The organism is Streptomyces sp. NPDC086549 (genome assembly GCF_044746205.1).
GTDB lineage: Bacteria > Actinomycetota > Actinomycetes > Streptomycetales > Streptomycetaceae > Streptomyces.
Genome location: NZ_JBIVBS010000001.1, coordinates 1287456 through 1306852, shown reverse-complemented (window position 1 = coordinate 1306852; position 19397 = coordinate 1287456). Strand labels below are relative to the sequence as shown.

The following is a 19397-nucleotide window of genomic DNA, read 5'->3' as shown; positions in this document are numbered from 1 at the left end:
AACTTCCTCCTGGGGGTACCCCCGGCCGGAGTCCGGGGGAGGGCATGGCGCCGCCCGGCACAGAAGAAGGGGACGGCGGCGTCGATGGTCTAAACCACTGAGTGGTGTAGACCTGTTGTAGCACGATGAAGGTGGCGTAAGGAACCCACGATTCGCGTAACGATTCGGGCAGCCCTGCGCGCCGCCCGGCCCAGGTCGGCCCAGGTCGGCCCAGGTCGGCCCTAGGCCTTCGTGGTGTCCTCGACCTCCTCCTCGCGCTCCCGTCCCGGCGTCTTCAGGTCGAACTTCGTGATCGCGAAGCGGAAGACGGCGTAGTAGACGGCGGCGAAGCACAGGCCGATCGGGATGATCGCCCACGGCTTGGTCGCGAGGTTCCAGTTGATGACGTAGTCGATGAGGCCCGCGGAGAAGCTGAAGCCGTCGTGCACCCCGAGCCCCCACGTCACCGCCATCGAGGCACCGGTGAGCAGCGCGTGCATCACGTACAGGAGGGGGGCGACGAAGAGGAAGGAGTATTCGAGGGGCTCGGTGATGCCGGTGACGAACGACGTCAGTGCCACCGAGAGCATCAGGCCACCGATCTCCTTGCGGCGGTGCGGCAGGGCGCAGTGCGTGATGGCCAGCGCGGCGGCGGGCAGCGCGAACATCATGATGGGGAAGAAGCCCGACGTGAACTGGCCCGCGTTCGGGTCGCCCGCCAGGAACATGTTGATGTCGCCGTGCACCACCGTGCCGTCGGGCTTGGTGTAGCTGCCGAACTGGAACCAGATGGGCACGTTCAGGAACTGGTGCAGCCCGACCACCAGCAGAGCGCGGTTGGCGACACCGAAGACGCCCGCGCCCCAGGCGCCCAGCCCGCTCAGCCAGTCGCTGAAGCTCTGCAGCCCACTGCCGATCGGCGGCCAGACCCACAGGCACACCGCCGCGAAGACGATCGCGGCGAACGCCATGATGATCGGGACGAGCCGACGGCCGTTGAAGAAGCCGAGCCAGTCCACGAGCCGCGTGCGATGAAAGCGGGCCCAGAAGTAGGCCGCCATCAGACCCAGGACGATTCCGCCGAAGACCCCCGGATTCTGGTACGTGTAGGCGGTCACCGTCCCCACCTTCACCTGACAGCCGGTCGCCACCGCCTTCGCTCCCTCGGCACAGTCCTCGGGGAACTGGTGCAGCACCCCGTAATAGACGAGGAAGCCCGCCACCGCCGCCAGCGCGGTCGAGCCGTCCGCCTTCTTCGCCATGCCGATGGCCACACCCACGCAGAACAGCAGCGGAAGCCCCAGCGAGCCGTCGAGCAGCGCACCGCCCGCGCCCTTCATCACCTTCGAGACGTCCGTCCAGCCGAGGCCGTCCTCACCGAACACGTCCGGCTGCCCGAGCCGGTTGAGGATGCCCGCGGCCGGCAGGACCGCGATGGGCAGCTGCAGACTGCGGCCCATCTTCTGCAGCCCCTGGAACAGGGCGTTCCAGCGGGCGCGGGCGGGGCTGACCGCACCTCCGGCGCTGCTCTCGGCGCTCATCGCGTCCTCCGGGCCGCTCGGCTTGCGAGGCGGGTTTGGCGGCCGTCCACCCTGTGGTGTAGACCAGTCGGCGGACGGTTCCGCTGTCGTGAACGCCATCATTCGGTATCCACGGCAAGACCGCTCGCGAAGTTGGGCCAACTGTGGGTTACTGCGACAAAGCGGTTCGGATCAGGGAGAAGGATCATGGCCACCAAGGCTGAGAAGATCGTTGCCGGACTCGGCGGCATCGACAACATCGAGGAGATCGAGGGCTGCATCACCCGCCTGCGCACCGAGGTCTCCGACCCCTCACTGGTCGACGACGCCGCCCTGAAGGCCGCCGGCGCCCACGGCGTCGTGAAGATGGGCACCGCCATCCAGGTCGTCATCGGCACCGACGCCGACCCGATCGCCGCGGAGATCGAAGACATGATGTGAGCCCCGCCGCTCACCCGGAAGGGGCTCTTCCCGACGCGGGACGGGCCCCTTCCCCATGTGCGGCTAGGCTCGTCGCCATGTCTCGAATCGACGGCCGCACGCCCGAACAGCTCCGCCCGGTCTCCATCGAACGCGGCTGGAGCAAGCATGCCGAGGGCTCCGTCCTCATCTCCTTCGGCGACACCAAGGTCTTCTGCACGGCCTCGGTCACCGAAGGCGTCCCCCGCTGGCGCAAGGGCAGCGGCGAGGGCTGGGTCACCGCGGAGTACTCCATGCTGCCCCGCGCCACCAACACCCGCGGCGACCGCGAGTCCGTCAAGGGCAGGATCGGCGGCCGTACGCACGAGATCTCCCGCCTCATCGGCCGCTCCCTGCGCGCCGTCATCGACTACAAGGCCCTCGGCGAGAACACCATCGTCCTGGACTGCGACGTCCTCCAGGCCGACGGCGGCACCCGCACGGCCGCCATCACCGGCGCGTACGTGGCCCTGGCCGACGCGGTCTCCTGGGCCCGGGGCAAGAAGCTGATCAAGGCCGGCCGCCAGCCGCTGACCGGCACGGTCTCCGCGGTCTCGGTCGGCATCGTCGGCGGAGTCCCGCTCCTCGACCTCTGCTACGAGGAGGACGTGAAGGCCGAGACCGACATGAACGTCGTCTGCACCGGCGACGGCCGCTTCGTCGAGGTCCAGGGCACCGCCGAGGCCGAGCCCTTCGCCCGCGACGAGCTCAACGCCCTGCTCGACCTGGCCGTGACCGGCTGCGCGGAACTCACCGCCATCCAGCAGGCGGCACTGGAAGCGACCCTGCAGAAGTGACCTCGCAGAAGTGACCTCGCAGAAGTGACCCCGCAGAAGTAAAGGGATCCTCAAAGGGCGAGGCCGCCAGGCGGCAACCTGACCGGCCTCCCCGGCGTCCCTATGGGTACGGGCGCACGGCATACCGCCGTGCGCCCGTCCAACGAGGGAGAGGGACCATCGCCATGGCCGCGAGCCGACACCGACGTCGAGCCCGAATCACCGCCGTCGCCACCACCGTGGCGGCCGTCGTGCTCACCGCCGGCCTCGCCAGCGGCTGCGATGCCGTCAACAAGGCCCTGGACTGCGTCCAGACCGCCGACTCCATCGCCGACAGCGTGACCGACCTCCAGCAGGCGGTGGAGAACGCGGCCAACGACCCCACGCAGACCGACGAGTCCCTCGCCTCGATCCAGAAGAACCTCGACAAGATCGGCGACAAGACGGACAACGCCGACGTCAACAAGGCGGTCGACGACCTCCGAAAGGCCGTCGACAACGTCCGCACCGCGATCAAGAACGGCGACAAGACCCCGGACGTCGGCCCGGTCACCGACGCGGCGGGCGAGCTGACCAAGGTCTGCACCCCGTAGGTCCCGGCAGGCGGATCCCGCACGGGCGCAGGGGATACTGGCCCCCATGACCCGCCTGATCCTCGCCACCCGCAACGCCGGAAAGATCACCGAGCTCCGCGCGATCCTCGCCGACGCGGGCCTGCCCCACGAGCTGGTGGGCGCCGACGCGTACCCCGACATCCCCGACGTCAAGGAAACGGGCGTCACCTTCGCCGAGAACGCCCTCCTCAAGGCCCACGCCCTCGCCCAGGCCACGGGCCTCCCGGCGGTGGCCGACGACTCGGGCCTCTGCGTAGACGTCCTGGGCGGCGCCCCCGGCATCTTCTCCGCCCGCTGGGCAGGCAAGCACGGCGACGACAAGGCCAACCTGGACCTGCTCCTGGCCCAGCTCGCGGACATCGCCGACGAGCACCGCGGCGCCCACTTCGCGTGCGCGGCGGCCCTGGCGTTGCCGGACGGTCGGGAGCGGGTGGTCGAGGGCCGGCTGAGGGGTGTTCTTCGGCATGCGCCGACGGGCGCGAACGGCTTCGGCTACGACCCGATCCTCCAGCCGGAGGGGGAGACACGGACGTGCGCCGAGCTGAGTCCCGAGGAGAAGAACGCGATCAGCCACCGGGGGAAGGCGTTCCGGGCGCTGGTGCCGGTGGTTCGGGAGCTGTTGGGCTGAGGAATGGGGGAGGGGCCGCCCGGACGGACGGCCCCTCCCCTCGGGTGCGGCCGGTGGGACTCGAACCCACACGGGATTTCTCCCACAGCGTTCTAAGCGCTGCTCGGCTGCCAATTACGACACGGCCGCATGCACGGCCATGGTACCGGTCATGTGCTGCTTGCATGAGGGGTACGTCGGCGTCCCCCTCGGCACCAGGTGCTGGTGATCGCGTGGCAGTTGGGGCAAAGCAAGCGCAGATTATCGATGCGGTTGTTTCGCCAGTTGCCGTCGATATGGTCGACCTCCAGTGGGAGGGGTTCGCCGAGCCAGACCGCTTCGATCCCGCAGAGCGCGCAGCGCTCTTCAACGCCCACCTCGCTCATTGCATGCTTCAGGCGATAGCCCGGAACCCGCCGAGCGTGTGGTGATGTGTCCTCGACGAGGATCTCCCCGGGAGTCCGGCGCCGCTGGTTGTCCTTCATGCGCTCCGTTCGGACAACCGATGTGAAGTGCGAGGTGTCGATCCCGTATGACTTGATCCTCCGGCTGATGTGCGTGTGATGCCCGCCAACGACCTCAAGCCCGAGCCGCCGCAGCACCTCGCACATGTTCGTCGACGCCGCCACCGCCCCCTCCAGCACCTCCCGCGTCCACTTCACCCCCTCCCGCTCGAAGTGCGACACATCCACACCCAGTTTCTTCATCCGATCGAAGACGTACCGTCGCGTCGAACTCCGCGGATCCACCCCCAACCTCCCCAACGCCTCCGACAACGTCCGCGCTCCCCGAGCCGCCGCCTCCAGCCGCTCCTTGGTGTACGCACTGGCCCCCATCGAGTCCCCTCCGTTCCGGCCGCGCGTTCGCAGCCCGTACGAAGTAACGAACCGGTTATCGGACAGTCACGCCCGGAAAAGCGAAGACGGCTCGCGCCAGGTCTCCCCGGTGCGAGCCGTCAGTGGCGGAGCAGGCAGCCGTCAGATGGCCAGATCCTTGATGATCTTGGCTACGTGGCCGGTGGCGCGGACGTTGTAGAGGGCGCGTTCCACCTTGCCCTCCTCGTCGATGATCACCGTCGAGCGGATGACGCCCAGGTACTTCTTGCCGTAGTTCATCTTCTCGCCGTACGCCCCGTACGCGTCCAGGACCGTCTTGTCGGGGTCGGCGAGGAGGGTCACCTTCAGGGACTCCTTCTCGCGGAACTTCGCCAGCTTCTCCGGCTTGTCGGGGGAGATGCCGATCACGTCGTAGCCCGCGCCGGCCAGGACGTCGAGGTTGTCCGTGAAGTCACAGGCCTGCTTGGTGCAGCCGGGCGTGAGGGCGGCGGGGTAGAAGTAGACGATGACCTTGCGGCCCTTGTGGTCGGCCAGGGACACCTCGTTGCCGTCGGCATCGGGCAGGGTGAAGTCGGGGGCCACGTCCCCGGGCTGGAGTCGCTCGCTCATCGGACCAGAGTAACGGGGGGTCCTGGGAGTGCGGCGGCGCGTGAAGCTGACAGACTGTCCGGAACAGCATCAGCAGACTTCGGAGGCCGTACGGTGGCGGAGACGTCGGACACGAGAACCCCGGCGCAGATCGAGGCGGACATCAAGCGCCGCCGCGAGGTGCTGGCCGAGATGCTGGACGAGATCGGGGTGCGGGTGCATCCGAAGACCATCGTCGGCGACGCCAAGGCGAGGGTTGCCGCCAACGTGGACCACACCCTCGGGCGGGCATACGTGCAGGTCAACCGGGTGGTCACCGATGTGCGGGCCCAGTTCGTGGACGCGGAGGGCGCGCCCCGGATCGAGCGCATCGTGCCGGTCGCGCTCCTCGCCGTCGGGGTCGTCGGGCTGCTCGCGCTGGGCTCCCGTCGCCGCAAGGGCTGACCCGGTCGCGTACGGACGGGTAAAAGGCAGGTAGGTTCGAAGGCGTGAGCGCCAACAGAAATGAGCACAGCACCCATCACGACAAGCTGCCCATCCGCATGCTGCACGACCGTGTGCTCGTGCGGCAGGACGCCAGTGAGGGTGAGCGTCGGTCGGGCGGCGGCATCCTGATTCCCGCCACGGCGGCGGTCGGGCGGCGGCTGGCCTGGGCGGAGGTGGTCGCGGTCGGGCAGAACGTGCGGACCGTCGAGCCGGGTGACCGCGTCCTGTACGACCCGGAGGACCGGGCCGAGGTCGAGGTGCGCGGCACCGCGTACGTGCTCATGCGCGAGCGTGATCTGCACGCCGTGGCGGCGGACCGGTTCGAGGGGTCGGAGGACTCGACCGGCCTGTACCTCTGACGAGACTGCGCCTGAATCAACGGTCGAAAAGGGCTGGTGACCACCGTCACCAGCCCTTTTTGTCATTGCTTTGCTATGTTCGAAAGCAGTCAGCCCGACGAGACGCGCCGTACCGGGACGTACGCAAAGACGACGCACCACCCGTCAGTACGTCTTACAGAGGTGCTCCCCATGGCCTGGGTCCTGCTCGTCGTCGCCGGTCTGCTCGAAGTCGCCTGGTCCGTCGGCATGAAGTACACCGACGGTTTCACCCGCCCCGTCCCCAGCCTGCTCACCGGCGCCGGCATCGTCGCCAGCATGCTGCTGCTGTCGTACGCAGCCAGGTCCCTGCCCATCGGCACCGCCTACGGCGTGTGGGTGGGCATCGGGGCCGCCGGTGCGGCGGTGCTCGGCATGGTGGTGCTGGGGGAGCCGGCGACCGCCGCCCGGATCTTCTTCGTGTGTCTGCTGCTGGTCGCCGTGGTGGGAATCAAGGCGACCTCCGGTCACTGACCGGTCACTGACCGGTCACTCTTCTCTCGACCTGAGCAGCTGGCCTCCGGCGCCCGCCGTCGTCCCGGTCGAGGTGCCGTCGGTGGTGCCCGTGCTCGTGCCGGCGGTGGTTCCGTCGGTGGTTCCGGCGCTGGTTCCGTCGGTCGTGCCCGCCGTCGTGCCGCCGTCGGCCGTACCGGCGGTGTTGCCCGTCGTCGTGTTGCCGTCGGTGGTCCCGGCGGTGTTGCCCGCGGTCGTGTTGCCGGCGGTGGTTCCGTCGGTCGTGCCCGCGGTAGTACCGCCGTTGTCCTGGCCGTCCGTCTGGCCCTGGGTCTGCCCCTGGTCCTGGCCGCCGTCGGTCGTGCCGCCGTCGTTCTCCCCGCCGGTGGTGCCGGGCTCGGTCGGGGCCTGTGTGCCGGGGGCCTGGACCTCGGCGCCCTGCTGCAGTTCCAGGTCGAACTCGTTGGCCGGCTTCCCCTTCAGGGCGGCCTTCGTGTACTGGGCCCAGATCTCGGTGGGCGCCCCGCCGCCGTTGATGCGGTCCAGGCCCATCACGCCGTACAGCGACTTGTGGGCGGCGGTCACCGGGTCCTGGCCCATCACGGAGACGACCGTGGCCAGGTCGGGCGTGTAGCCCGCGAACCAGGCCGCCGTGTCCTCCTCCGCCGTGCCGGTCTTGCCCGCCGCGGGGCGCCCGGCGCCCTGGGCCGCGGTCGCGGTGCCGGTCTGGACGACACTCTGCAGGATCGACGTCGTGGTGTCGGCGGCCTCGCGGCTGACGGCCTGCTTCGTCTCCTCCTCCGGCAGCTTGACCTCCTCCGTGCCGTCCTTGGTGATCTTCTCGATCATCGTGTACGTGCCGTGCTTGCCGTGGTTGGCGAGGGTGGCGTACGCCTCGGCCATCTCCAGCACGCTGGCGGTGGAGGTACCGAGGGCGATGGACGGGTAGGGGTTCAGGTCCTTGGTGTCGGACGGGATGCCGAGGTCGACCGCGGTCTTCTTGACCTTCGCCGGGCCCACGTCGACGGCCATCTGCGCGTACACCGAGTTCACCGACAGGTCGGTGGCCTTGCGCACGGTGATGTTGCCGTACGACCGCGAGTCCTCGTTCTCGGGGGCGTAGGCGCCGCCGCTCCAGCCCTGCACGGGACGCTGGTTGGTGCCGTCGTAGTACGTGTTCGGCGTGATGGTCTGGCCGTCCTGCGTGGTGGACGCGTTCTGCACGGCCGAGGTGAACACGAACGGCTTGAAGGTGGAGCCGACCTGGAAGTCTCCCCGGGTCGCGCCGTTCGTGTACTGCTTCACGTAGTCGACGCCGCCGTACATCGCGACGACCTTGCCGGTCTTGGGGTCGACGGAGGCGCCGCCCGCGCGGACGTAGTTGTCGACCTTGCGGTTCTTCTTGTCCAGCTTGTGCATCAGCTGGTCGTTGACCGCCTTGACGAAGGCGTCCTGCCTGCTCTTCTGCAGGGTGGTGGTGATGCGGTAGCCGCCGCCCTCCAGTTTGTCCGCGTCGATGATCTTGTTCGTGATGAGGTAGTGCTTGATCGAGTCGACGATGTAGCCGCGCTGCCCGGACAGTCCGGTGGAGACGGTCTGCTCCTTCGGCATCGGGAACTTCATGCCGTTCCGCTTGGACTCGCTGAGCCAGCCCTTCGTGACCATGCCGTCCAGGACGTAGTTCCAGCGGGCCACGGCCGCGGACTTGTTCTCCGGGTGCGCGACGACGTCGTACTCGCTGGGCGCGTTGACCAGCGCGGCGAGGTACGCGGCGCGGGCCGGGTCCAGGTCGATGGCGTCCACTCCGTAGTAGGCCTGGGCGGCGGCCTGGATGCCGTAGGCGTTGCGGCCGAAGTAGCTTGTGTTGAGGTAGCCCTCGAGGATCCTGTCCTTGGACTCGTTGCGGTCCAGCTTGATCGAGATGAAGAACTCCCTGGCCTTGCGGGTGACGGTCTGCTCCTGGGCCAGGTAGTAGTTCTTCACGTACTGCTGGGTGATCGTCGAGCCGGACTGCGTGCCCTTGCCGGTGGCGGTGTTCCACGCGGCGCGGATCATCGCCTTCGGGTCGATGGCCGACTCGGTGTAGAAGTCGCGGTCCTCGGCGGCCAGTACGGCGTGCTGGGCTTGCTTGGAGATCTGGGCGAGGGTGACGTTCTCCCGGTTGATCTCGCCGTCGCGGGCCAGCTGGGAGCCGTCCGCGTACAGGAAGACGTTGCTCTGCTTCATGGCGAGCGCGTTGGCCGGCGGGATCTTCACCAACGAGTAGCCGACGAAGAACAGGCCGATGAGCAGCAGGACGCCGACGAGGAAGGTGCCGAGCACCATTCGCCAGGTCGGGAACAGCCGACGCCAGCCGGTGCGCTTGGGCCGCTTCCGCTTCTTGCCGTTGCCGTTGCCTGCGGCGGCAGCGTTCGCGGCGCTCTCGGCGGTGGCCGGGCGCGTGGCGCTCCGCGCGTTTGACGTGGACGCCGTGGACGCCGTGGACGCCGGGTTCACCGGGTTCGCGGCGGTCCGCTGATTCGCCGCGACCCCTGCGTTCACGGCGGTGCCCGCGGTGCCCGTGCTGCCGGCGGTCCGGGGGATCCTCGCGGTCTCGGCGGCCCTGGGGCTCGGCACGTCCGCCTTGACCCTGGTCAGCCGGGTGGTGTCATCGGCTCGCGGGGTCTCCTTGACCGGGGTGAGGCGCGTGGTGTCGTCGGCCCGCGGGGTTTCCTTGACCGGGGTGAGCCGGGTGGTGTCGTCGGCTCTCGGGCCGGGCACGTCCGCCTTGACGGGGGTGAGCCTGGTGGTGTCGTCGGCCCTGGGGGTGCCGGCGTCCGCCGGGGTTCCCGCGGTGCCGGGCGTCCGTGTGTTCCCGGTGGTGCCCGCGTTCGCCCGGGTCCCCCCGGTGGTGCCCGCGTTCGTCCGGGTCTCCCCGGTGCCCGCGTTCGCCTGGGTCCCCGCGGTGCCCGCGTTGGCTGGGGTTCGCGGGTTTGCCGCAGTCTGTGCGTTGCGCGCGGTGCCTGCGTCTGCCGCGGTGCCGGTGTTCCCCGCCCTCGTGGCGGTCTCGCCGGGGTCGGCGGCGTTCCGCGGGTTCCCTGGGCTCCGGGGGTTTCCTGCGTTCCGCGGGCTTCCGGTGTCTGTCGGGCGTCCGGGGTTCCTCGGGCTCCCGGCGGTTGCCGCGGCTTCTGCGCTTCCCGCCCTCGTGGCGGTCTCGCCGGGGTCGGCGGCGTTCCGCGGGTTCCCTGGGCTCCGGGGGTTTCCTGCGTTCCGCGGGCTTCCGGTGTCTGTCGGGCGTCCGGGGTTCCTCGGGCTCCCGGCGGTTGCCGCGGCCTCCGCACCCCCCGCCCTCTCGGCGGTCGCCGTGGTGTCGGTGCTCCGCGCGTTCACCGGGCGGCCCGTGCTGCCCAGGCCTCCCGTGTTCGCCGAGGTCTCCGCACCGCCCGCCTTCTCGGCGGCCTCAGCCGGCCCGGATCCGTTCGCCGGGCGTCCCGGGTTGCTCGGGCTCCCCGTGCGGGCCGAGGTCTCCGTGCGGGCCGAGGTCTCCGTGCCCCCCGCCCTCTCCGCGGTCCCCGCCCTCTCGGCAGGCCCCGCCGGCTCGGCGTTCCGCGCGTTCGGGACGGTGCCGGCGTTCCCGGCCGCCGTGCTCCCCTGTTCGGCGGGCTCTCCAGCCGCCGGCGGCTCTGTCGTCGCGCCGCCCTCATTCGGCTGCTGCGGCTGCGGCTGCGGCTCGTCGCTCATGTCGTGCACGGACTCCTGTTTCGCCTCGTACGTACCCGTACGCCCTCGTACGCCATCTGGGCCCCCCTGGTGAAGACTCTCGCACCAAGCGTTCCGTTCCCGGATTCCGGCGCGCGTCCGGCGCGGAAAATGCTTGGCCCGCCACATCGCCTCCGGACTAAGCTCCTGCGCTTCGGTGTCGGGCGGTCCGGGAGGTTGACTGGCGTGGGCACTGGACGGTTGTACGGGGCCGTCGCTGCGGGGGGTTTCAGACGTTACGCGACGTATCGGGTCGCCACTGCGGCAGGGGTGTTCACGAACACTGTCTTCGGGCTGATCCTGGTGTACACGTACCTCGCCCTGTGGGACGAGAGACCGCACCTGGGCGGCTACGACCAGGCGCAGGCAGTCACCTATGTATGGCTCGGGCAGGCCCTGTTCTCGACGCTCGCCATCGGGGGCGGCGGCTTCGAGGACGAGCTGATGGATCGTATCCGTACGGGTGACATCGCGATCGACCTCTACCGGCCCGCCGACCTGCAACTGTGGTGGATGTCGGCCGACTTGGGCCGGGCCCTGTTCCAACTGCTCGGCCGGGGCGTGGTCCCCTTCGTCTTCGGCGCGCTGCTCTTCCCGGTGGCGCTGCCCTCGGACACGGGGACCTGGGCCGCCTTCCTCGCCGCCGTCCTGCTGGCGATGGTGGTCGGCTTCGGGATCCGCTTCCTGGTGGCGCTGAGCGCGTTCTGGCTGCTGGACGGCACCGGGGTGGCGCAGGCGGCGTGGATCACGGGCTTCTTCTGCTCCGGGATGGTGCTGCCGCTGAACGTCTTCCCGGGCGTGATCGGCGAGGTCGTACGGGCCCTGCCCTGGTCGTCGCTGCTCCAGGCACCCGCGGACGTACTGCTGGGGCGCGTCGACCCCTGGGGGGTCTTCGCCTTCCAGGCGGCGTGGGCGGCGGCACTGCTGGCGCTGGGCCGGCTGGTCCAGTCCGTGGCGACGCGACGGGTGGTGGTGCAGGGTGGCTGAGACGGGCCGGGTCGTGGACGGACTGCGCGCCTACCGGATGATCGCCGCGATGTGGATCCGCTCCACGATGGCGTACCGGGCCTCCTTCGTGATGACGACGGTCGCCAACTTCACCGCGACCGCCCTCGACTTCGTGGCGATCCTGATGATGTTCTCCCGCGTGGACGCGCTCGGCGGCTACACGCTGCCCGAAGTCGCCTTCCTCTACGGGCTGTCCGGTATGGCCTTCGGACTGGCCGACCTGATGATCGGCTCGATGGACCGGCTGGGGCGCCGGGTGCGCGACGGCACCCTCGACACCCTCCTCGTCCGTCCCGCGCCGGTGCTGGCGCAGCTGGCGGCCGACCGGTTCGCGCTGCGCCGCCTGGGCCGGGTGACACAGGGCGTGCTGGTGCTCGGGTACGCGCTGACCTCCCTCGACATCGAGTGGACTCCGCTGAAGCTGCTGCTGATGCCGGTGATGGTGGTCAGCGGCGCCGGGATCTTCAGCGCGGTGTTCGTGGCGGGCGCGGCCTTCCAGTTCGTGGCGCAGGACGCGTCCGAGGTGCAGAACGCGTTCACCTACGGCGGCACGACGATGTTGCAGTACCCGCCCACCGTGTTCGGGAAGGAACTGGTGCGCGGGGTGACGTTCGTGCTGCCCCTGGCCTTCGTCAACTGGCTGCCCGCGACCTACGTCCTGGGGCGGCCGTATCCGCTCGGCCTGCCGACGTGGACCGCGTTCACGCCGCCGCTGGTGGCGGTGGGGTGCTGTGCCCTGGCCGGGGCGGCCTGGCGGGTGGGGCTTCGGTCGTATCGGAGTACGGGGAGCTGAGGAACTCATGGACGGCGACAGCGACTTCATCGGACCCGACAGTGACTTCATCGAACTCGACCGCGTAGAGAAGGTCTTCGACGTGCGCAGGAAGACCGGGTTCCTGAAGCGGGAGCGGCGGCAGGTGCGGGCCGTCGACGAACTCTCCTTCCGGGTGGCGCGCGGCGAGATGGTCGGCTACATCGGGCCGAACGGCGCCGGCAAGTCGACGACGATCAAAATGCTCACGGGGATCCTGACCCCGAGCGGCGGACGCCTGCGCGTGGCCGGCATCGACCCGTCCCGTGAGCGCACGCGCCTGGCGCACCGCATCGGAGTGGTGTTCGGGCAGCGTACGACCCTGTGGTGGGACCTGCCGCTGATCGACTCGTACCGCCTGGTGCACCGCATGTACCGGATCCCCGACCGGCGTTACCGCGAGAACCTCGACCGCTGCGTCGAACTCCTCGAACTGGCCGACCTGTTGGACGTCCCCGTCCGCCAGCTCTCCCTCGGTCAGCGCATGCGGGGCGATATCGCGGCCGCCCTGCTGCACGATCCGGAGATCCTCTACCTCGACGAACCGACCATCGGCCTGGACGTGATCTCCAAGGCGAAGGTGCGCACGTTCCTGCGTGACCTGAACGCCGAGCGCGGCGCCACGGTCCTGCTCACCACGCACGACCTCCAGGACATCGAGCAACTGTGCTCCCGGGTGATGGTCATCGACCACGGCCGGCTGATGTACGACGGCCCGCTCGCCGGACTGCACGAGGTGGGCGAGAGCGAGCGCACCCTGGTGGTGGACCTGGAGCGGGAACTGCCACCGATCGAGGTGCCCGGGGCCAGGGTGGTGAAGGTGGAGGGTCCCCGGCAGTATCTGGCCTTCCCGGCCTCCGAGTCGGCGGCGCCGTTGGTGGCGCGGATCGCGGCCGAGTATCCGCTGGTGGACCTGTCGGTGCGGGAGCCGGACATCGAGGCGGTGATCGCCAAGATGTACGCGGACAAGGCCACCGCATAGTGCCCCGCGCGGGGAACTCGTAGGCTGCTCTGTATGACCGACGATGCCGCGGAGCTGCGCGCTTCCGACGCCGACCGTGAACGAGTCGCCGAGGTCCTGCGGGACGCCCTAGCCGAAGGGCGGCTCGACATGGAGGAGTTCGAGGAGCGGCTGGAGGCGACGTACAAGGCACGGACGTACGGCGAGCTGACGCCCGTCACAAGAGACCTGCCGGGACCGGCCGCGGCCGCCCCTCCCGCGGTGTCCTTGCGCAAGGAGCCCGTGGAGAGCGGGAGTTGGGCGGGCCGGATCGTCGGCGGCGAGGGCTCGTCCACCGGGGCGGTCGCCGTCATGTCCGGCTTCCAGCGCAAGGGGCGCTGGACCGTGCCGAAGCGGTTCAGCTGCTTCGCCTTCTGGGGCGGCGGCGAGATCGACCTGCGGGAGGCGGACTTCGCGGACCGCGAGGTCGAGATCAACTGTGTCGCGATCATGGGCGGGGTGCATGTGATCGTGCCGCCGGGGGTCGAGGTCGTCGTGCGCGGCATCGGCATCATGGGCGGCTTCGACCACCGCGAGGAGGGCGTGCCGGGTGAGCCGGGCGGTCCGCGGGTGGTCGTGACCGGCTTCGCCTTCTGGGGCGGGGTCGCGGTGGAGCGCAAGCTCACGCGGGCCGAGCGGCAGCGGCTGAAGGAGGAGCGCCGCCAGGAGAAGCTGGACCGCAAGGCGTCGCGCTCGCTGGACGAGGGGCCGTTCGGGGACCACCGCGGGATGCTGGAGGGGCACCTGGAGCGGCGGCGGGAGATGCACGAGGAGATGATCGAGCGGCACCTGGAGCGGCACGAGGAGATGATCGAGCGGCATCGGGAGCGGCACGAGGAGCGGATCGAGCGGCACCGGGAGCGGCGGGAGGAGCGCCGGGAGCGGCGCGGCCGCGGCCGCCGGGAGTACTGAGCGCGTCCGCGTCGGCGGCTACAGTTCCGCCTGCCCCGCCCCCTTCAGCTGACGCAGGTCGAAGACCTCCGCCATCTTCCGGTAGCCCTGGTCGCTGGGGTGGAGATGGTCGCCCGAGTCGTAGTCGGGGCGGAGCCTGCGCGGGTCGTACGGGTCCCGGAGGGCCTGGTCGAAGTCGACCACCGAGTCGTAGACCCGCCCGGCCCGGATCTGGGCGTTGACCTGCTGCCGTACCGCCTCCCGGGCCGCCGTCCAGCCGGGGTGGCCCTGGAAGGGCATCAGGGTGGCGCCGATGACCTTGAGGCCGCGGGCGTGGGCCTGGCGGACGAGGGTGCGCAGTCCGTCGGTGATCCGGGCGGGGTCGGCGAGCCGCGGGTTGCGGATGATGTCGTTGATGCCGAGGTCGATGACGACGACCTTGACGTTCGTACGGGAGAGCACGTCCCGGCCGAAGCGGCCGAGCCCGCTCTGGTTCTCGGCGGGCCGGCCCAGCCCGTCCGCGAGGACCTGGTTGCCGCTGATGCCCTGGTTGACGACGCTGTAGCGGGGCAGGTCCTGACCGCTCGCGAGCGCGGTGCGCAGCCGCTCCGAAAGGACGTCCGTCCAGCGGCGGTTGGCGCCCTCGGTGGAGGTGATCCCGTCGGTTATGGAGTCTCCGAGCACGACGACCGTGCCGTCGGACTCGTTGCTCAGCACGTCGAGGGCCGTCAGATAGCGCCAGTACGGCGTCTGTTCGGTGTACGGGTCGGCCGCCGCGTCCTCCGTGTGGTCGCCCTGCGCGACGTACGACACCTGCCGTGCGTGCGGGTGGTAGGTGACCGGGCCGGACGCGTCGGCGGTGGGGGAGTACGTGGTGACCAGGACGTCCGTGTCGTGCGGGACGGTGACGCGGACGGCGTCGCTCAGTACCTGGCCGCCCGCCGGTATGACCACGCCGGTGTTGCCGCCGAAGGTGAGCCGGCGCATCGTGTCCGCCGCGGCCGCCGCGGTGTCGTCGCCGGCCGCGACCGCGATCGAGGCGTGCGTGATGGTCAGCGGCGCTTGGCCGTAGAGGTTGGACAGGGTGATCCGGGCGCTCTTGCCCCCCACGCCGGCGTGCACCACGTTGCGCACCGAGCGGCCCGCCAGGCCCTCCGTCTCGGTTCCCGGCTCGGCGCCGACCGGGGAGGAGGACCAGGAGCCGACCCAGGTGCCGGCGGAGGCGGGAGCGGCCGAGGAGTCGTGGTGCGGGCGTCGGTCCTGGGCGACGGTGCCGCGCGGTGTGCCGTCGTCGGCCGCCACCGTGACATAGATGGCGGCGGACAGCGCCGCGACCAGCGCGACGACTGCACTGAGCAGGGCATAGCCATGACGCCTGGTCATGCTTGTGTCGTTCTCCTCGGGCGGTGGGAGCCCGAGGCTCCTGTCTGTTGTGTCCATGATGCGACATGGGTCCGGGAGAACTGACAGGGCCCTGCCCAAACCCCCTTTTCGGCAGACGCCGGGAACTCCTGTTCCGTTCCAGGAGTCGGTCAGGAAGGGACAATGTGTGCGGGATCACCGAACGGGTGGAGCAAATGGAACGTACGGAAGCGGAAACAGCAACGGCCGCGGCAACAGCGACGGCGACCCGTGGCAGCGCCCCGACCCACCGGACCATGACCGCCTTCACCGCCGCCGACGAGGAGCGGCAGCGCGGGGTGCGGCGCATGAAACTCACGGCGACGGGGCTGCTGCTCCTCGTGGCGGTGGTGTACGCCGTCGCCAAACTGGCTTCCGGCCAGGGCGCGGGCCCCTGGGCGGACTACGTGGCCGCGGCCGCCGAGGCCGGCATGGTCGGCGCCCTGGCCGACTGGTTCGCGGTCACCGCTCTCTTCCGCCACCCCCTCGGCGTGCCCATTCCGCACACCGCGATCATCCCCACCAAGAAGGACCAGCTGGGCGTCTCCCTCGGCGAATTCGTCGGCGAGAACTTCCTCTCCGAGGACGTCGTACGGCAGCGGCTGCGCGCCGTCGGCATCGGCAGCCGCCTGGGCGCCTGGCTGGCGGAACCCGAGCACGCGGACCGGGTGACGGCGGAGCTGGCCACGGCCCTGCGCGGCGCCCTCACGGTCATGCGCGACTCCGACGTCCAGGCGGTGGTCGGCGAGGCGATCACCCGCCGGGCCGACGCCCGGGAGATCGCGCCCGGCATAGGGAAGATGCTGGAGAAGATCGTCGCCGACGGCGGCCACAGACGGGCCGTCGACCTCATCGTCACCCGTGCCCACGACTGGCTCGTCCTGCACGACGAGCAGGTCATGGACGCCATCGAGGGCGGCGCCCCCGGCTGGACCCCGCGCTTCGTCGACAAGAAGGTCGGCGAACGCGTCTACAAGGAGCTGCTCCGCTTCTGCGCCGAGATGCGCGACATGCCCTCCCACCCCGCCCGCGGCGCCCTCGACCGCTTCCTCACCGACTTCGCCTTCGACCTCCAGTCCGACACGGACACACGCGCGCGTGTCGAGCGGCTGAAGGGCGAGGTGCTGGGCCGCGGCGAGGTCCAGGACCTGATCGCGTCCGCCTGGACGGCCGTACGATCCATGATCGTCTCAGCGGCCGAGGACGAGCGCAGCGAGCTGCGCCTGCGCGTCCGCGCCTCCCTCCTGTCCCTCGGCGCCCGCATGGCCACCGAGCCGAAGATCCAGAACAAGGTCGACAGCTGGGTCGAGGGCGCGGCGGTCCACGTCGTGACGACCTACCGCAAGGAGATCACCTCCCTGATCACCGAGACGGTGGCCGGCTGGGACGCCGAGCACACGACCCGCAAGATCGAGGCCCACATCGGCCGCGACCTGCAGTTCATCAGGATCAACGGCACGGTGGTGGGCTCACTGGCGGGGTTGGCGATCTACGCGGTTTCGCGGGGGCTGGGGGCGTAGCTCCGCGCATAGCTGCGGGCAGCCGCCGCGCCTGCGTAGCTGCGGGCAGTCACCGTGCCTGCGTAACTGCGGGCAGTCGTGCCTCCCCCAAAGGGGGGACCCCCAGGCGGCACGGGTGGGCGCAGCGGCACCCCGTAAGCGCCGGGCTGCGCGACCTACCCCCGGCCGGCACCAGGGAACGGTGCCTACTCGGCCTCGCGCCGCTCCCGCCCCCGGCGCCGCAGCAACAGCAGCCCCCCGGCAACGGCGGTGACCCCCGCGGCGGCGGTCCAGCCCACGAGCCCGGTGGAACCGGTCGCGGCGAGGTCGTCGCCGGACCCGGCGGAGGCGACAGCCGACGGGGTCGCGGCCGACGGGGTGGCGGCCGACTGCGGCCGCGCGCCGGCCCCGGCATCGGCGGCCGATTCCGACGGCCTCGCCGAAGCCGCCCTCACCCGATCCCGGGTGAACGCCAGCGTCCCGAACCCGAGCTGGTCGAACCCCCCGCTGTTCGGACCGTAATCCCCACCCCCGCCCTCGGGCGCGGCCTTCGCCGCGATCCGGGTGACATACGAGGCGGACAGCCCCCGCCGCTTGGTGTAGTGGTTGGCGATCATGGCCCAGATCGGCCGGGTCATCGCCGGATCCACGGCCGCCGCCGCGCTCGCGGTCTCCGACCCGGACCAGACACCGGGCGCGCCCTTCCGGCGGGTGTTGGCGGTGTACGGCACGGTGCCGCCCATGCTCCACTTGGCGACGTACTGGGCGCCCTTGAGGAAGCGGTTGTCGTCGTAGCCGTACAGGTCGATGCCCTGGTTCCAGGCCATCTCGCAGACGGTGCCCATCAGGCCGACGCCGAGCAGCGCGTGCCCCTGGTCGCGGCCCGCCTCCACCCACTCGGCGAGCCCGTCGTCGTACACGACCGGAATGGCGTTCTTGACCGAGCCCATGCCGACGCCGTGCTTGAAGTACTCGACGGCCCGGTCGACCTTGGCCCGGTCGTCGCAGAAGATGCCGACGGCCAGGACGCAGGCGAGGGCGGTCAGGTCCCAGTTGGGCCAGTAGTTGGTGTCATAGGCGCCGTTGTGCTTGGCGAGGAAGGACTCGCTGAGCGGGTGGAAGACGTCCAGCAGCACCTTCTTCGCGCCGGCCAGGTCGAAGCCGGGGCGGTCGCGGACGAGCTCGGCGGCGTTGGCGAACTGGTAGCCGTACAGCCCGGCCGCCAGGAACCGGTCGGCGGACCCTTCGATCGACGTCAGCTGCGCCGACCAGGCGTTGAGGATCGCGACGGCGGTGTCGGCGTGCGCGCTGTCGCCGTCGACGTGGTACCGCAGGGCGTTCTGGTAGGCGGCGTGGATGTCGTTGTAGAGGATCGTGTAGTTCTGCGGGCTGCCCGCTCCCCGGTACACGGTCGCCTGCGGGTTGGCCCGCCAGCCGTTCTGCGCGTGCCGGTTGGCGGTCAGCTTCGCGAAGCCCGTCGTATAGGGCGCGGCTCCGGCCTTCACCTTGGCGGCCATGCGTTCCAGGTCGGTACGGGTGTGCAGCAGGCCGGGGTGCGCGAAGCCGCTCCCGGCGGCCGCCGCGGGGACGGTGGTGACACCCGCGGTGACACCGGTGACACCCACGGCGGCGGTCGCGGCGCCCGCGGCCTTCAGCATGCTCCGGCGGCTGATCTGTCGAGTCACGTGCATGCTGCGGAGACGGACCGGGACGGACACCGATAACAGAAACTCACGGTCGCCGACAGAAACTCGCGGTCGCCCGTGGCCGACGACTCACGCGCCCGTGGTCGACCCCGGTCGCACGATCATCAGGATGGTCACCGCGGCCCACAGCAGGTTGAACAGCCCGGTGAACATGGCGAGCCGAACGGTCGCCTCCCGCGTGCCACCGCCCTCGACGAGGGCGCTCTGCCCGGGCAGCACCAGCGCGATCAGCACCAACGCGGCGAGCGCGGTCAGCGCTATCGACACGATCAGCCAGGCGCTGCCGAGCACACCCATGTTGCTCGCGGTGGCGAACCCGAAGACGGGAACGACGACGCCCACGACGGCGTACACCCGGCAGATCCGGTACAGCAGCTGCACGGTCTCCGCCGCCCGGGTGTCGTCGGGCGAGGTCAGGGCCCGGCGGGCGGCGGGCGGGAACATGCTGGCGGCGACGGAGACGGGCCCGACGGCGACGATGGCGGCCAGTACGTGGACGGCGAGGAGGAACTTGGTCACGGGCCGACGCTAGGCGGGCGACGGATCTCGCAGAAGTGGCAATAGTGCCAGGAGTCAACAGATTCTGGCCATATTCAGCGCCACATACGGTGCTGTGGACCGCACCGGTTGGCGACAATCCGTCGTACG

20 protein-coding genes, 1 tRNA gene and 1 riboswitch are annotated in these 19397 nt (G+C 70.3%); of the genes, 13 read left to right on the top strand and 8 right to left on the bottom strand.

Annotated features, from left to right (window positions below):
* Positions 1–221: 221 nt before the first annotated feature.
* Positions 222–1520, bottom strand: a complete 1299-nt coding sequence (locus ACIPSA_RS05990) for a PTS transporter subunit EIIC (protein ID WP_402629064.1) — start codon at positions 1518–1520, stop codon at positions 222–224.
* A gap of 186 nt (positions 1521–1706) precedes the next feature.
* On the opposite strand from ACIPSA_RS05990, the gene ACIPSA_RS05985 reads away from it, so the two are divergent.
* From ACIPSA_RS05985 to rdgB, 4 genes are all read left to right on the top strand, one after another.
* Positions 1707–1940 carry a glucose PTS transporter subunit EIIB gene (locus tag ACIPSA_RS05985; protein ID WP_067243776.1) on the top strand — a complete coding sequence of 78 codons (234 nt, stop codon included), beginning with the start codon at positions 1707–1709 and terminating at the stop codon, positions 1938–1940.
* A 77-nt stretch (positions 1941–2017) separates the two neighbouring features.
* Complete coding sequence (gene rph, locus ACIPSA_RS05980) at positions 2018–2755, top strand: ribonuclease PH (RefSeq protein ID WP_402629062.1); 738 nt, start codon at positions 2018–2020, stop codon at positions 2753–2755.
* Between the two features lie 164 nt (positions 2756–2919).
* Complete coding sequence (locus ACIPSA_RS05975) at positions 2920–3327, top strand: hypothetical protein (protein ID WP_402629061.1); 408 nt, start codon at positions 2920–2922, stop codon at positions 3325–3327.
* Between the two features lie 46 nt (positions 3328–3373).
* Entirely contained in the window at positions 3374–3976 is a 603-nt protein-coding gene (gene rdgB / locus ACIPSA_RS05970; RefSeq protein WP_402629059.1) for an RdgB/HAM1 family non-canonical purine NTP pyrophosphatase, read from the top strand.
* Between the two features lie 45 nt (positions 3977–4021).
* Here rdgB and ACIPSA_RS05965 read toward each other — a convergent pair.
* The 3 genes from ACIPSA_RS05965 to bcp form a co-directional block, all read right to left on the bottom strand.
* Positions 4022–4105, bottom strand: a tRNA-Leu gene (locus ACIPSA_RS05965).
* 20 nt (positions 4106–4125) lie between these two features.
* The gene (locus tag ACIPSA_RS05960) at positions 4126–4791 is read right to left on the bottom strand and encodes an HNH endonuclease signature motif containing protein (RefSeq protein WP_402629057.1); all 666 of its coding nucleotides are present in this window, start codon (positions 4789–4791) and stop codon (positions 4126–4128) included.
* 141 nt (positions 4792–4932) lie between these two features.
* Complete coding sequence (bcp, locus tag ACIPSA_RS05955) at positions 4933–5400, bottom strand: thioredoxin-dependent thiol peroxidase (RefSeq protein WP_402629055.1); 468 nt, start codon at positions 5398–5400, stop codon at positions 4933–4935.
* 93 nt (positions 5401–5493) lie between these two features.
* Between bcp and ACIPSA_RS05950 the strand changes: the two genes are divergently transcribed.
* The 3 genes from ACIPSA_RS05950 to ACIPSA_RS05940 all read left to right on the top strand — a co-directional run bounded on the left by ACIPSA_RS05950 (position 5494) and on the right by ACIPSA_RS05940 (position 6716).
* Positions 5494–5823, top strand: a complete 330-nt coding sequence (locus ACIPSA_RS05950; protein ID WP_402629054.1) for a DUF3618 domain-containing protein — start codon at positions 5494–5496, stop codon at positions 5821–5823.
* A gap of 44 nt (positions 5824–5867) precedes the next feature.
* The gene (locus ACIPSA_RS05945) at positions 5868–6224 is read left to right on the top strand and encodes a GroES family chaperonin (protein ID WP_402629052.1); all 357 of its coding nucleotides are present in this window, start codon (positions 5868–5870) and stop codon (positions 6222–6224) included.
* Between the two features lie 67 nt (positions 6225–6291).
* Positions 6292–6363: riboswitch (guanidine-III (ykkC-III) riboswitch) on the top strand.
* A gap of 32 nt (positions 6364–6395) precedes the next feature.
* Positions 6396–6716 carry a DMT family transporter gene (locus ACIPSA_RS05940; RefSeq protein ID WP_402629050.1) on the top strand — a complete coding sequence of 107 codons (321 nt, stop codon included), beginning with the start codon at positions 6396–6398 and terminating at the stop codon, positions 6714–6716.
* Between the two features lie 15 nt (positions 6717–6731).
* Here the strand turns inward: ACIPSA_RS05940 and ACIPSA_RS05935 are convergent, their stop codons facing one another.
* Positions 6732–9020: a transglycosylase domain-containing protein gene (locus tag ACIPSA_RS05935; protein ID WP_402629531.1), complete on the bottom strand. Its 2289-nt coding sequence runs from the start codon at positions 9018–9020 to the stop codon at positions 6732–6734.
* A 937-nt stretch (positions 9021–9957) separates the two neighbouring features.
* Between ACIPSA_RS05935 and ACIPSA_RS05930 the strand changes: the two genes are divergently transcribed.
* The 5 genes from ACIPSA_RS05930 to ACIPSA_RS05910 all read left to right on the top strand — a co-directional run bounded on the left by ACIPSA_RS05930 (position 9958) and on the right by ACIPSA_RS05910 (position 14164).
* The gene (locus ACIPSA_RS05930; RefSeq protein WP_402629048.1) at positions 9958–10488 is read left to right on the top strand and encodes a hypothetical protein; all 531 of its coding nucleotides are present in this window, start codon (positions 9958–9960) and stop codon (positions 10486–10488) included.
* A 131-nt stretch (positions 10489–10619) separates the two neighbouring features.
* A complete protein-coding gene (locus ACIPSA_RS05925) occupies positions 10620–11420 on the top strand; it encodes an ABC transporter permease (RefSeq protein ID WP_402629046.1) in 801 nt (266 codons plus the stop codon).
* Positions 11421–11457: 37 nt separating this feature from the next.
* Positions 11458–12234, top strand: coding sequence for an ABC transporter permease (locus ACIPSA_RS05920; protein WP_402629528.1), 777 nt, complete (start codon positions 11458–11460; stop codon positions 12232–12234).
* 7 nt (positions 12235–12241) lie between these two features.
* Positions 12242–13234, top strand: a complete 993-nt coding sequence (locus ACIPSA_RS05915; RefSeq protein WP_402629044.1) for an ATP-binding cassette domain-containing protein — start codon at positions 12242–12244, stop codon at positions 13232–13234.
* 33 nt (positions 13235–13267) lie between these two features.
* On the top strand, positions 13268–14164 hold the full coding sequence (locus ACIPSA_RS05910; RefSeq protein WP_402629043.1) for a DUF1707 domain-containing protein: 897 nt from the start codon (positions 13268–13270) through the stop codon (positions 14162–14164).
* An 18-nt stretch (positions 14165–14182) separates the two neighbouring features.
* Here ACIPSA_RS05910 and ACIPSA_RS05905 read toward each other — a convergent pair whose 3' ends face one another.
* Positions 14183–15526 carry an SGNH/GDSL hydrolase family protein gene (locus tag ACIPSA_RS05905; protein ID WP_402629041.1) on the bottom strand — a complete coding sequence of 448 codons (1344 nt, stop codon included), beginning with the start codon at positions 15524–15526 and terminating at the stop codon, positions 14183–14185.
* Between the two features lie 164 nt (positions 15527–15690).
* Between ACIPSA_RS05905 and ACIPSA_RS05900 the strand changes: the two genes are divergently transcribed.
* A complete protein-coding gene (locus ACIPSA_RS05900) occupies positions 15691–17064 on the top strand; it encodes a DUF445 domain-containing protein (RefSeq protein ID WP_402629040.1) in 1374 nt (457 codons plus the stop codon).
* A gap of 185 nt (positions 17065–17249) precedes the next feature.
* Here the strand turns inward: ACIPSA_RS05900 and ACIPSA_RS05895 are convergent, their stop codons facing one another.
* Both ACIPSA_RS05895 and ACIPSA_RS05890 read right to left on the bottom strand, forming a co-directional pair.
* On the bottom strand, positions 17250–18734 hold the full coding sequence (locus ACIPSA_RS05895) for an alginate lyase family protein (protein ID WP_402629038.1): 1485 nt from the start codon (positions 18732–18734) through the stop codon (positions 17250–17252).
* Positions 18735–18818: 84 nt separating this feature from the next.
* A complete protein-coding gene (locus ACIPSA_RS05890) occupies positions 18819–19268 on the bottom strand; it encodes a hypothetical protein (RefSeq protein WP_402629036.1) in 450 nt (149 codons plus the stop codon).
* Between the last annotated feature and the right edge of the window lie 129 nt (positions 19269–19397).